The organism is Irregularibacter muris (assembly GCF_024622505.1).
In the GTDB taxonomy this organism is placed as follows: Bacteria; Bacillota; Clostridia; order Eubacteriales; family Garciellaceae; genus Irregularibacter; species Irregularibacter muris.
Map to the genome: position 1 here is coordinate 309,204 of NZ_JANKAS010000001.1, position 13,830 is coordinate 323,033.

Genomic DNA, 13,830 nt, shown 5'->3' on the forward strand with positions numbered 1-13,830 from the left:
TGTCCTAAAAATGAGGACCTTGTCTAGATTTTAGACTCTAGGTAAAGGATTAAAATAAAGATGTAAATGAAATTTATTTCATTTACTTGGCCCTCAAGATTAAAAGCCCCAAGAGTGATATCACACTTGGGGCTTTTAATCTTGAGGGCTACATAGATTGTACGATCCCGCAGGCTAACCGTTTTCCAGATGCTCCTGCTGGTTGTGTACGATAGTCATCAGGGTTTTCATGGATAATAATAGCTTTTCCGATAATATCATTTACTTTGAACTTATTGGTAAAAAAGCAGGTGTTCGCCATTCCATTATTAGAGAAAAGAACAGGGAAATCCCCAGCATGATTGCCATGGGGTTGATTGCAAGGATTCCAATGTTCACCTGCAGCTTGGAAGGGGTCGGTGGGATCACCAATCATGCAACTTCCATTTTCATGAATATGGAAGCCATGGGGTCCAATGGGGGCACGATTTCCTAATGCTGGTTTGTATTCAGGTAATCCCATAATACATGCACATACCATGGTTCCCCCTGGAACGTCTTGGAAATTTACCGTACCTTGTATATTCGGTGCTAAAGGTCCCCCTTTTATATAAGCTACAGCATGACATTCATTTTGATTATACATCGATAGATCACCTCAATTTCCATATAATTTCCAAAGATTGACTGTCAATTTATCATATGCGGGTAGAAAAGGAGTGTTACTAGAGAGAAAATCATATTTTTTTTAATTTTATTTCTATTAATCCTCAAAAAGTGTTAAAATAGTTAATTGGGGGAATTTTATATAATGTAGAGTAAAAATAATCATATTTAAATTTAATAGGAAAGTAGGAAATAACATGGAACAGGTCAGAAATGATGTAAGAAACATAGCTATTATTGCCCATGTAGACCACGGTAAAACTACCTTAGTAGACCAACTTTTAAGACAAAGTGGTACTTTTAGGGAAAATCAAGTGATTCAAGAAAGGGTAATGGATTCAAATGATCTAGAAAGAGAACGAGGAATTACTATCCTTTCTAAAAATACAGCTGTTCGTTATAAAGATACAAAGATTAATATTATTGATACACCGGGCCATGCTGATTTTGGCGGAGAAGTAGAGCGGGTATTAAAGATGGTGAATGGAGTTGTTTTGGTAGTAGATGCCTTTGAAGGTCCTATGCCTCAAACAAAATTTGTTCTTAAAAAAGCTCTAGAACTAGAACTACCAGTTATTTCATGTATTAACAAAGTAGATAGACCAGGAGCACGACCAGAAAAGGTAATGGATGAAGTGCTAGATCTTTTTATAGAGCTAGATGCAGATGAAGAACAACTAGAATGCCCCTTTGTATATGCCTCTGCTAAAAATGGGATAGCCTCCTTAGATATGCACAAGCTAGGAGATAATATGGAGCCATTATTTGAGACCATACTGGAACATATCCCAGCGCCAAAGGGGAATTTTGATGGTCCTTTCCAAGTTTTAATTTCTACCATTGACTATGATAATTATATTGGACGTATTGGTGTGGGTAAAGTAGAAAGAGGAAGCATTAAAACCAATCAAGAGGCGATTATGGTAAATGAACAAAACCCAGAACTGCATAAAAAGGTTAAAATTACAAAACTTTATGAATTTGAAGGATTAAATAGAATGGAAGTTGACCAAGCTGAGGTAGGAAGTATTGTGGCTATTGCGGGAATAGAGGGGATTCACATTGGGGACACCGTATGTAATGCGGAACATCCTGAAGCCCTTCCCTTTGTAAAAATCTCCCAACCTACGATTGCCATGACCTTCTCTGTAAATGATAGCCCCTTTGCAGGACAGGAAGGGAAATTTGTAACCTCTAGACAATTAAGAGATAGATTATTTAGAGAATTACAAACCGATGTCAGTATTAAAATAGAGGAAACAGATAGCCCTGATGCCTTTAAAGTATCAGGTAGAGGTGAACTTCATCTTTCCATACTCATTGAAACCATGAGACGAGAAGGATATGAATTCCAAGTTTCAAAGCCTGAAGTACTCTTTGAAATCATAGATGGAAAGAAAAATGAACCTATGGAAATAGTAACTATAGATGTGCCAGAGGAATTTATGGGTACGGTTATAGAAAAATTGGGGAAGAGAAAGGCAGAACTAATCAATATGACCCAATCCAAAGGTGGATATTCCCGATTAGAATTTTCCATACCAGCTAGAGGCCTAATTGGTTATGCATCGGAATTTATGACAGACACTAAAGGAAATGGAATTTTAAATACTATTTTTGATGGGTATGCACCCTACAAAGGAGAAATACCTACTCGTTCCCAAGGGTCACTTATTGCCTATGAGACAGGAGAATCTATAGCCTATGGATTGTTTAATGCTCAAGAGAGGGGAACGCTGTTTATTGGAGCGGGAGTTAAAGTCTATGAAGGAATGATTGTGGGAGAAAATGCTCGATTAGGGGATATAGAGGTAAATGTCTGTAAAAGAAAGCAACTTACAAATGTCCGTGCCTCTGGATCCGATGACGCTCTTAAATTATCTCCTCCAAAAGTTTTAAGCTTAGAGCAGGCCCTAGAATTTATTGAAGAAGATGAATTGGTGGAAATCACACCAGAAAATACCCGTATTCGAAAGAAAATTTTAGACAGTACAAAACGCAAAAGAGCAAGCCGAAACAAATAATAATATTTAATTTAATATTCTTTGATGATGGACAAGACCGCCATATATAGACTAGATATGGCGGTTTTTTTGCGTAAAAATTTCTCATAGGGTATTGACAAGACTTAGAAAATATTGTTATAATTACAGACAAGTTACAACCTAAAATTATAAATGAGTTGTCACAATTAAAAGATCTATTTTTACCAAGAAAGTAAGATTTAATTTTTACCTACAAAATGAGGGGAGCAAATACTATGACAAAAATTTTCAAGAAGAAAAAAAGTTTAATCATTCTATTGGTACTCTACATAAGTCTTGCTATGATTGGATTTACCGCCTGTTCTACAAATGATACAACAGGAGAAAGTGGGAAAGACAAAATTGTCTTTGCAGATGCCCAATGGGAAAGCATTCAATTTCACAATGCTGTAGCCCAAACCATTATAGAAAAAGGATATGGCTATCCAACAGATGTTATTTCTGGTTCTACTGCAGCCACCTTTACTGGTTTTACTAATGGAGAAATTGATGTCTATATGGAAGTATGGATTCAAAATGTCCAGGAAAGATATGACGAAGCTATAAAAAACGGCGATATCATCAAGACTTCTACAAACTTTGATGATAATGCCCAAGGGCTATACGTACCTACCTATGTGATCAAGGGAGACCCAGACAGAGGGATAGAACCTATGGCTCCAGATTTAAAGACGGTAAAAGACTTGGCTAAATATCCAGAACTATTTAAAGATGAAGAAGATCCATCCAAGGGTAGAATATATGGTGGCCCTCCTGGATGGGAGGTAGACCAAATATTGAGAACCAAAGTAGAGACCTATGGACTAGATGAGCAGTTTAATTATTTCAGCCCTGGATCTGATTCTGGTCTTGCAGCTTCTCTTGCAGCAGCCTATGAAAGTGGAGAAGCCTGGGTAGGTTACTATTGGGAGCCTACTTGGGTAACAGGGAAATATGACTTTACTTTACTAGAAGATGAACCCTATGATGAAGCAAAATGGGAAGATGGTTACGCTACTGAATGGCCAGCTGTAGATGTTGCAGTGGCAGTATACAAAGATATGCCAGAGAAAGCACCAAAGGTAGTAGAATTTTTAGAAAAATATAAAACAAGTAGTGATATAACAAGTGAGGCTTTAGCCTATATGCAAGACAACAATACTACCGCTGAAGAAGCAGGACTATGGTTTTTAAGAGAAAAAGAAGATATTTGGACTCAGTGGGTATCTGAAGATATCGCCCAAAAAGTAAAAGAAGCTATTCAATAATTAAGAAAATATGAACAAATGTATGGAGATTTTCCTCCTACATTTGTTCATATTTCCTTTCATAAGACTATTATAGGAATGAGGTGAAAAGAGTTGTATGTTTTATTATAACAACTCGTAATTATGGGAATGTTTCCAGATTCATTGAGATTTCATTTTGGAATGTATGTTGATCAATTGGTAAAATGGCTACAAAGCAATTTTTCAGTATTTTTTGATGTGATTAAGACAGGGACTTTAAACTTTTTATTAGGCGTACAGAATTTTCTAATGATTATTCCTTGGTGGATATTTATTGTTTTCATATTTGTAATAGGTTGGAAGGTAAAGGGGTGGAAGGCTGGTCTATCCTATGCTGTACTTATTTTCCTCATCGGTACCTTTGGTCTTTGGGAAGCTATGATGCTGACTTTAGGAGTAGTCATTACAGCTGTGATTATTTCCCTCATCATAGGTATACCTATTGGGATTATAACAGCCTATAGTGAAAAATTGGATATGGTGGTTAAGCCTCTTTTAGACGCTATGCAAACCATGCCTAGTTTTGTATATCTAATTCCAGCCATTATGCTCTTTGGACTTGGATTAGTACCGGCAGTATTTGCAACAACCATTTATGCAATTCCTCCTGCTATTCGATTAACTAATCTTGCTATTCGAAGAGTACCAAGGGAAATGAAAGAAGCAGCATATTCCTTTGGCTCATCACCATGGCAAACTTTGATCAAGGTAGAATTACCCCAGGCATTACCTACCATTATGACAGGTATAAATCAAACCATTATGATGGCTATTTCCATGGTGGTTATCGCCTCCATGGTTGGAGCTAAGGGGCTGGGTATAAATGTTATTACAGCCATTAACCGAATTGACGTAGCCATGGGCTCTGAAGCAGGCCTAAGTATTGTTATCCTAGCAATTATTCTTGATCGAATTACCCAGGGTATGGCGGATAGCTTTAAGGTATCAGAATAAAAGAAGGAGAAGGGAGGAGTAGACCATGACAATAAAATTAAAAGTGGAAGATTTATATAAAATTTTTGGACGAAATCCTAAAGAAGCCTTTAGAATGTTAGAGCAGGGAAAAAGTAAAAAAGAGATATTAGAAAAAACAGGACAGGCAATCGGTGTGAATAATGTTTCTCTGGAGGTAAAAGAGGGAGAAACTTTCGTCATCATGGGACTGTCCGGTAGTGGGAAATCAACTCTAATTCGATGTCTTAATTTATTAAATAAACCCACAAAGGGGAAAGTAATTGTTGATGGTGAAAATATTGTAAAATATGATAAAAAACAGCTAAAAGAGTTTAGGCAAAAAAAGATGGCTATGGTATTTCAGCATTTTGGTCTTTTAACCCATCGAAATATTTTATCTAACGTTGAATATGGTCTAGAGATAAAAAAGGTTTCTAAAGAGGAAAGAACTAAGATTGCTATGGAAGCCATCAAGACTGTTGGGTTAGAAGGATGGGAGGAATCTATGCCCCACCAACTTAGTGGGGGGATGCAGCAAAGAGTAGGGCTAGCTAGGGCACTAGCAAACGATCCAGATATTTTGCTTATGGATGAACCCTTTAGCGCATTGGATCCTTTAATTCGTCGGGAAATGCAGGTAGAATTACTAGACATACAGGCAAAATTAAAGAAAACCATCATTTTTATCACCCATGATGTCAATGAGGCATTTAAGATTGGAGACAGAGTTGCAGTAATGAAAGATGGAGAAGTTGTACAAGTAGGTACACCAGAAGAAATTCTTGAAAATCCATCAAACCAATATATTGAAGACTTTATTCATGATATTGATCGTTCAAAAGTTCTCCAAGCAAAACATATTATGAAAAAGAGCCCAGCCTTGGTGTCAAATAAAGATGGTTTGAAAGTAGCCGTACAAGAGATGCGTTCAAATGGTATCTCTAGCCTATTTGTAGTAGGTGATAAAAGAATACTTGAAGGGATTATTACTATAGATGATGCAATAGAGGCTATAAAAAACAAGAAGACTTTAAAAGATATCATTAGGACGGATTATCATGTAGCACATTCATGTGATTATGTACAAGATTTAATTCCTAAGGCAGCAGATACCAAATATCCTATAGCTGTTGTAAGTGATGAAGGAAAGTTTGAAGGCATTATTGTCCGAGTATCTGTACTCTCCGGTTTAGCTTCATAATAGTTTAACAAAAAGAGGTAAGGGATTCTGTGAACTGGCTCATATCACTGTTTCCCTTACCTCTTTTTTATTAAACTTGCATTGATAATCATTTTCATTATACAATAATAAGTGAAGAAGATGAGGAGATGAGAGAAGTGGAAATCATAACCTGTAATTGCAGTGATTGTGAGCATCGTAGTTGTGCTAGGCACGTACCTATTTTTTCACAATTAAATAAGGTACAATTAGAAAGGGTATTATCATTAATTAAGAGAAGAAAGTATAAAAAAGGAGAAATTATTCTCTTTGAAGGTAATGAAAGTAAAAATTTAATGATTATCAATAGAGGAAAAGTAAAGGCCTATCGGTATACGCCAGAGGGCAAGGAACAAATTTTATCTATATATTCTTCAGGAGATTTTATAGGAGAAATGAATATATTAATCAATCAGCATTCTACCTATAATGCTGAGGCCTTAGAAAATACCCATATATGTATGATTTATAAGGAAGACTTTGAAAAACTAATCCATGATTATCCAGATATTAGTTTAAATATTATAGAAGAATTGGTTAAACGGTTGGAAAAAACTCAATCCATGTTGCAAAGTCTTGGTACAAAGGATATAGAATCAAGAATTGGAACGATGCTGTTGGATTTTGCCCGAAATTATGGAAAGGATAATAAAGAGGGAGTGTTAATAAATTTACCCTTGAACAGAGAGGGTATGGCTAATTACATCGGTGTGACTAGAGAAACCATTAGCAGAAAATTAAATGCCCTCCAAGAAGAAAGCATAATTGAAATAATCGGAAACAAGAAAATCTTAGTGAAGAATATAGAGGCACTTTCACAAAGTGTATAGAGATAGAGGATTTTTAAGGGCAGCGACTTCGTTGCTCTTCTAATTTATTATTCATGAAAGGAAAAGCCTTTGGTTAAATAACTTTTAAAGTTTGATTGAAATCACAGAATGAATATTCTAAGACTCTTATAATAAAGACAAAGAAAAGTTATTTAACATTAAGGGAGGATGAATAATATGAAAGCTATTGAAATTGCACCTCAATCCTATTGGATAGGTAAAATCGATGATCGAAAGGTACCCTTTCATAGATTGACTTTAGAAAAAGGAACCACATACAATAGTTATCTGCTAAAAACAGAAAAACCAACCATTATAGATACTGTAGATATTTTATTTGGAAAAGAATTTGTAGACAATTTAAAGGAAATAATAGATCCATCAGAAATTCAATACATTATCATCAACCACGTAGAGCCCGACCATGCAGGTGCGCTACCTGCCCTGGCAGCTCAAGCACCGAATGCTCAAATTGTAACTACTGCCCTGGGTGCAGAATTACTAAAGGATATGTTTAAACTTCATCATAGAGAGTATCTAATTATTAAAGAGGGAGACACCTTAGATATTGGAGGTAAAACATTAAAATTCTTTGAAACGCCATATCTTCATACCGAAGAAACCATGGTTACCTATTGCATTGAAGATAAAATCTTATATCCCTGTGACCAATTTAGCACTCACATTGCCACAAAGGAGCTTTTCAATGATTTAGCTAAGGAAGAATATGAAGAAGATTATAAAGTGTATTATCAGCTAATTATGCATCCTCATCGTTCCTATGTAAGGGATATGTTAAAAAAAATTAAAGATTTGCCAGTGAAGATGATCGCACCTTCCCACGGCTATATTTTGCGGGAAAATGCCCAGAAATATATTCAGTTATATGATGAGTACAGCAATATAGATGGAAATGCAAAGGACAAAAAGGTGGTTATTGCCTATAGCACTATGACCGGAAACACCACAAAAATTGTACAAAGAATAGTGAAGGGATTAGAAGAAATGGAGATTAACCCCCTTGTATTTAATCTAAAAAATGCCCAATTAGAGGATGTCAAATCTGCCATCCAAGATTGCGATGGTTTGTTAGTAGGCAGCTCCACAAAATATGCAGACATGGTAGGTAATGTAGAGGAATTATTGACCCATTTAGCCGATGAAGAAGGACAAGAGAAACTAGCAGCTGCCTTTGGTTCCTATGGATGGAGTGGCGAAGGGATTGTCCATGTAGAAGAGCATTTAGAAAAATTAGGATTTACAACAATTAACCAGAATTACTTAATAAAAACAACAGGAATGGAGAAGCCTATCTTCCCTCTAAGAATACAATTTAGTAGAGAAGAGGAAATGGAGAGAGCTCAGGAAGCTGGGCGAATCTTTGGAGAACTCCTTGCAAAATAACACAATGACTAGATAAAGGACGATTAGGGAGTTTCCATTGGAAACTCTTTAATCTTATATGGAAAGAAGATTAAAGAAAGGCAAAGCTTAGTATAAGCCAAGATACTTTGGGAAAAATCCAATTGAGGATAAATTTTCTTTAAGGAATAAAGATATTTTAAAAAATAATTATGTTCTGGAGGGATAAAATGATTTTTCAAAAAGAAAAACCCAATGAATTTTCAACAATTAAAAAAGTAATTGCCATTATGAGTGGGAAAGGTGGGGTAGGAAAATCCTCAGTCACCTCTTTAATTGCTTCTCTAGTTCAGGATCAAGGTTATAAAGTAGGAATTATGGATGCGGATATCACGGGCCCTAGTATACCTAGAATTTTTGGAATTAATAAAGAAAGAGCCGATAGAAATAATAAATATATAGATCCAGTAGAAACATCCTCGGGTATTAAGACAATATCCATTAACCTATTATTAGACAATGAAGAATCTCCTGTGATTTGGAGAGGTCCTATTTTAAATAATACCGTAAAGCAATTTTTCTCCCATGTTAACTGGGGAGAATTGGATTACTTATTTATCGACTTGCCTCCAGGAACAGGAGATATTCCCCTTACCATTATGCAAGTCATACCCATAGATGGGATTATTGTCGTGACTTCTCCCCAAGAACTAGTAAAATTAATCGTGAAAAAATCTGTTAAAATGGCTAGTTCTTTAGATATTCCTCTTTTGGGTATTGTAGAGAATATGAGTTACTTTCAATGTCCTCATTGTGATGAAAAAACAGAAATCTTTGGAAAGAGTCTAATTGAAGGCATAACTCAAGAAATGGATCTAGAGTTAATTTCAAAACTACCTATAGATCCTAAACTTGTAGAAATGAGTGATGAAGGAAAAATTGAAGAATACATTCAAAATCAAAAGGATCAGTATGAAGAATTTATACAAAACATATTAAAAATATTATAAAATTAGCGAATTCACTATTCCTGAAATAAAGAAGTGCTGAAAGTTATGATATAATACAATAGAAAAAACTGAAATTAAATCAAGGAAATGGGTAGAGGGGGATATTGTTTTGTATACGGATATAGCTATTGAGCACTTTACTAATCCAAGGAATGTAGGAGTAATAGAAGATTATGATGGTATGGGCGAGGCAGGGGACCCCTCCTGTGGTGATTATTTAAAAATATATATTAAAGTGGAAAATGATTTTGTTAAAGATATAAAGTTTAAAGTACATGGTTGTGCTGGTGCCATAGCGTCCAGTAGTATGACTACAGAGCTAGCTAAAAATAAACCGGTAATGGCAGCCTTTGCTATTACAGAGGGGGATATTATTAACGCATTAGGGGGGCTTCCCGAAGAAAAAGTACATTGTTCTTTACTGGGAGCTTTAGCACTTAAAAAAGCAATTATAGACTACGCCAAAACAAGAAATAAAGACGATAATAGTCTGTGACAGAAGGGACATTGAAAAAGGAGCTTGTAGATGGTAAAATGTTGTCAGATGAAGGAGGGAATAAATTATTATGGTTAGAGTAAGATTCGCACCAAGCCCAACAGGATATTTACATATTGGTGGACTGAGAACAGCATTATATAATTACTTATTTGCTAAGAAAAACAATGGGACAATGGTATTAAGAATAGAAGATACCGATCAAAATAGATTAGTAGAGGGTGCCATTGAAGGCCTTATCCAATCCATGAATTGGGCAGAGGTTTATCATGAAGAAGGTCCATTTATCCAAGAAGGAAGGATTATACAAAAAGGGGAAAATGGCCCATATATTCAGTCAGAACGATTACCTATTTACAAAGAATATATTCAAAAACTATTGGACAATGGCTGGGCCTATTATTGTTTTTGTTCTAAAGAGAGATTAGATAAAGTTAGAGATGAGCAAAAGGCTAAAGGGGACATTGCAAGATATGATGGACATTGTAGAAATTTAAGTCAAGAGGAAATAGAAGCAAAATTAAAGGAAGGACAACCCTATGTCATACGTTTGAAGCTACCAGAAAACCGTTTGGTGACCTTTGATGATATTGTCAGAGGACATATCGAAGTCAACACCAACGACTTAGATGATCAGGTGCTGATTAAATCTGATGGTTATCCAACCTATCATTTTGCTGTGATTGTAGATGATTATTTAATGGGGATTACCCATATTATTAGAGGAGAAGAGTGGTTACCCTCTACACCAAAACATGTGCTTCTTTATGAGGCTTTTGGATGGGATGCTCCCCAATTCGTCCATTTACCAAATATCCTAAACCAAGATCGAAAAAAACTAAGCAAGCGTCAAGGGGACGTTGCGGTAGAAGATTTTATGAAAAAGGGATATTTACCAGAAGCTTTAGTGAATTTTATTGCACTACTGGGATGGAGCCCAGGAAATGAAGAAGAAATATTCTCCATAGAGGAATTGGGACAATTATTTGATTTAGAAAGAGTCAATAAATCCGGAGCAGTTTTTGATGTAAGTAAATTAAATTGGATGAATGCCCACTATATTAGAGAAGCATCTGTTGAAAGAATTACAAAGTTGTCTATTCCTTATTTATTAGAAACAGGATATATTCAGGAGGAAGACCTAGAAAAAAGATATGAGTGGATTGAAATGATGGTAGAATCCATTAAAGATAAGGTTTCCTATTTATCTCAAATTCCTGAGCAAGCTGCCCTTTTCTTTAAAGATGAAATCTCTTTAGAGGATCAAGAGTGTCATGATATTTTACAGGGAGAACAAATCCCCAAGCTGATTACTGTATTTAGAGAAAAAATACAGAAAACAGAAAATCTAGATCCTACAATAGCAAAGGGTATATTTAAAGAAATTCAAAAAGAAGAAGGAATTAAGGGAAAGAATCTATTTATGCCAGTGCGTATAATGCTTACGGGGCAAATGCACGGGCCAGATTTAATGAAAATTATCACTGTTTTAGGTGAAAAGCGTATTGTAGAAAGATTAAACTATGTAGAGGATCAATATATTTCTTAAAGCATAATGAATAAGAGGGAGACCATATCGGTCTCCCTCTTATTCATTATGTAAAAAATAAATTAATCTAAAGCAAGATAATTTTCCATGTCCTCCCAGTCTTCTTTTAATAGTTTTCTATATTCCTTCTGAAAAATCTCTTTGTGTCCATTTTCCCACTCTGATAGTTGAAGTAAGAATTTTTTCACTTCTTCATTTTCTACGTTTTCTGCTGCATTTTTATAAAATTCACAAAAGTCTCCTTCAATGATATAGGCCATTCTCATAATTGCTAAATCAGAAATTTGTGTGTCTTCATTTTCAGTAGGCACTAAATCTGCAGCTTGGCCAAAGATTTTTGGGCTATCAAAATACTCTCGATCATCTACAACCCAAGAAATTACCTTTAGGTCATCCTTAGTATTTAATTCATCATATTTTTTTTCTAAGAGATTGTAATGATCTCTTTCCATTTTTGCTAAATCATCAAATAATTCTTTAGTGCCCTTATTTGTGACTACATCTCGGTAGTATTCATAAAAATTTTCCCCTTGTTTTTCTAAACGCATACCAAATTTTAATATTCTTTTGATTTTCTCCATAATATACCTCCTCAAGTATCCTATTTCAGTTATAATATACCCTGGATAGAGAAAAACAATCAAATTAAAAATTAAATATTCCTATTTTTTTTGTATTAGGATATGATAGAATAAAAGCAAAAAGGAGGTTGCGTTATGTTTAGTAGACGTTCATTATTACATAGATATGCCTTGGAAGATTTAAGAGAGCTGGGATGTACTGTAGATGAGATTGATAACAATATCGTCTATGTAAAATACTATATTCATCCAGAGTCTAATCCAGATACACAATTTAAGTTAAAATATACCTATCATCGGGATAATCATGGAGGATTTTTCATTGATAGAATTAGACCTTATAGCCTTCCTTTGGGAAGATTTGAAACAGAAGAAGAGATCGTGAAATTTATTTTAAAGGATATTGAGCTATTTAGCAATGCTGTAAATAGCAATAATTTCCCTGAATTTGTAGAGTTGGGAAATAGGATTGAGACCTTTAAACATTCCTTTGAAAGCTTTTTCCTCCATAAAAATGTGGAAACTGGTGATCTCCGTAATATATCCAATGAAATTCTTAGTATCATTGAAAGAATAGAAGCACTTAGTAAAAAAAGAAAAGATATCATCATAGAAGAAGAGTGAGAAAACTTTGCTTAATTGCAAAGTTTTTGTACTATCTTAAATAAACATTTAGAAAACAGAATATCGCACTACAGGAATTTATTGAGGAGGGTAAAAATGAAAAATTTAGTGAGTGCTCAATGGCTTTGTAAGAATATATCGGATAAAAATATTGTTATAGTAGACTGTAGATCCAGCTTGGTTGAAGGAGAGGACGGATATCAAAATTATTTGAAAGCCCATATTCCTGGGGCCTATTTCATAAATACTAAAAATCAGCTATCGGGATCTAAGGGAGTACATGGGGGTAGACATCCATTACCAGATACAATGGCTTTTAAAAAAACAATAGAAGAAATGGGAGTGAGCAAAAACACTATAGTTGTTGCCTATGATGATAATAAATTATTTACTGCTGCTAGACTTTGGTGGCAATTAAAATATATTGGCCATGAAAAAGTCTATGTCTTGGATGGTGGATTAGAAAAGTGGCTAGAAATAAATTATCCATTGTCAAAGAATATTCCTGAACAGCGAGAGGGAAATATTCCCATCAATATAAACAAAGAAATGCAAATTACTGCCCAAGAAATTCAACAAAGGTTAGAAGATGACACGCTTGTGCTTCTTGATGCTAGGACAAAAGAAAGATATATTGGAGAAGTGGAACCAGTAGATAAAATAGCTGGTCATATACCAGGAGCCAAACTTTATCCAGCAGAGGATAATTTAAAAGAAAAGGGTGAGTGGAAGGAAAAAGATAAATTGGAAAAAAGATTTGAAGATATTAAAAATTATCAGGACATTGGGCTGTATTGTGGTTCAGGCATAAATGCTTGTATGAATTTTATTGCCCTTGATGAACTAGGTCTAAAGGCAAAACTATATGTTGGAAGTTGGAGTGATTGGATTACCTATAGAGACTACCCTATTGCTAAGGGAGAGAAATAAAATATTTAATCATTTTTTATCGAATAACATAAAGGTTAAGTGCAAATCTTCCTCCTAATAAGGTGATTATAAAATTAAGGACAATTAATTAACATTGCTGGTGTTCATTGCTATTATTATTATTATTATTATGAAAAATTCTTAAAAAGCAGTGTAATTATTCTAGTATCTATGGAAACTTTATCCCTCAGAATAAAGGATAATTCCCTAACAGTAATAATGGATTGGTGATATTTACAGATAAGGGAAAGATTGATAAACTAATAATATGAGGTATTGTGCAAGCTAAATAGGAGATTTAACTTGTACAATAATTG

Annotated in this window: 13 protein-coding genes; 11 read left to right on the plus strand and 2 right to left on the minus strand. The window is 34.8% G+C overall.

The genetic code is table 11. The features are described 5' to 3' along the window. Window positions 1-148: 148 nt before the first annotated feature. The gene (locus NSA47_RS01500) at window positions 149-625 is read right to left on the minus strand and encodes a superoxide dismutase family protein (RefSeq protein ID WP_257529074.1); all 477 of its coding nucleotides are present in this window, start codon (window positions 623-625) and stop codon (window positions 149-151) included. Window positions 626-842: 217 nt separating this feature from the next. On the opposite strand from NSA47_RS01500, the gene typA reads away from it, so the two are divergent. The 9 genes from typA to gltX all read left to right on the plus strand — a co-directional run bounded on the left by typA (window position 843) and on the right by gltX (window position 11,378). Further along, window positions 843-2,669 (plus strand): translational GTPase TypA, encoded by a 1,827-nt coding sequence (gene typA, locus NSA47_RS01505; protein WP_257529075.1) that lies wholly within the window; start codon window positions 843-845, stop codon window positions 2,667-2,669. Window positions 2,670-2,905: 236 nt separating this feature from the next. Next, window positions 2,906-3,937: an ABC transporter substrate-binding protein gene (locus NSA47_RS01510; RefSeq protein ID WP_257529076.1), complete on the plus strand. Its 1,032-nt coding sequence runs from the start codon at window positions 2,906-2,908 to the stop codon at window positions 3,935-3,937. Between the two features lie 123 nt (window positions 3,938-4,060). Beyond that, a complete protein-coding gene (locus tag NSA47_RS01515; protein ID WP_257529077.1) occupies window positions 4,061-4,912 on the plus strand; it encodes an ABC transporter permease in 852 nt (283 codons plus the stop codon). Between the two features lie 25 nt (window positions 4,913-4,937). Further along, window positions 4,938-6,113 carry a quaternary amine ABC transporter ATP-binding protein gene (locus tag NSA47_RS01520; RefSeq protein ID WP_257529078.1) on the plus strand — a complete coding sequence of 392 codons (1,176 nt, stop codon included), beginning with the start codon at window positions 4,938-4,940 and terminating at the stop codon, window positions 6,111-6,113. A gap of 137 nt (window positions 6,114-6,250) precedes the next feature. Next, window positions 6,251-6,961 (plus strand): Crp/Fnr family transcriptional regulator, encoded by a 711-nt coding sequence (locus tag NSA47_RS01525; RefSeq protein WP_257529079.1) that lies wholly within the window; start codon window positions 6,251-6,253, stop codon window positions 6,959-6,961. Window positions 6,962-7,138: 177 nt separating this feature from the next. Next, window positions 7,139-8,365 carry an FprA family A-type flavoprotein gene (locus tag NSA47_RS01530; RefSeq protein WP_257529080.1) on the plus strand — a complete coding sequence of 409 codons (1,227 nt, stop codon included), beginning with the start codon at window positions 7,139-7,141 and terminating at the stop codon, window positions 8,363-8,365. Window positions 8,366-8,553: 188 nt separating this feature from the next. Further along, entirely contained in the window at window positions 8,554-9,333 is a 780-nt protein-coding gene (locus NSA47_RS01535) for an Mrp/NBP35 family ATP-binding protein (RefSeq protein ID WP_257529081.1), read from the plus strand. A gap of 109 nt (window positions 9,334-9,442) precedes the next feature. After that, entirely contained in the window at window positions 9,443-9,829 is a 387-nt protein-coding gene (locus tag NSA47_RS01540; protein ID WP_257529082.1) for an iron-sulfur cluster assembly scaffold protein, read from the plus strand. Window positions 9,830-9,899: 70 nt separating this feature from the next. Beyond that, window positions 9,900-11,378, plus strand: coding sequence for a glutamate--tRNA ligase (gltX, locus tag NSA47_RS01545; RefSeq protein ID WP_306811064.1), 1,479 nt, complete (start codon window positions 9,900-9,902; stop codon window positions 11,376-11,378). Between the two features lie 62 nt (window positions 11,379-11,440). Here the strand turns inward: gltX and NSA47_RS01550 are convergent, their stop codons facing one another. Continuing rightward, window positions 11,441-11,959 carry a ferritin family protein gene (locus NSA47_RS01550; protein ID WP_257529083.1) on the minus strand — a complete coding sequence of 173 codons (519 nt, stop codon included), beginning with the start codon at window positions 11,957-11,959 and terminating at the stop codon, window positions 11,441-11,443. Between the two features lie 135 nt (window positions 11,960-12,094). Here NSA47_RS01550 and NSA47_RS01555 point away from each other — a divergent pair, with 135 nt between their 5' ends. Both NSA47_RS01555 and NSA47_RS01560 read left to right on the plus strand, forming a co-directional pair. After that, window positions 12,095-12,583 (plus strand): hypothetical protein, encoded by a 489-nt coding sequence (locus NSA47_RS01555; protein ID WP_257529084.1) that lies wholly within the window; start codon window positions 12,095-12,097, stop codon window positions 12,581-12,583. A 96-nt stretch (window positions 12,584-12,679) separates the two neighbouring features. Continuing rightward, entirely contained in the window at window positions 12,680-13,513 is an 834-nt protein-coding gene (locus NSA47_RS01560) for a sulfurtransferase (protein ID WP_257529085.1), read from the plus strand. Window positions 13,514-13,830 lie beyond the last annotated feature (317 nt).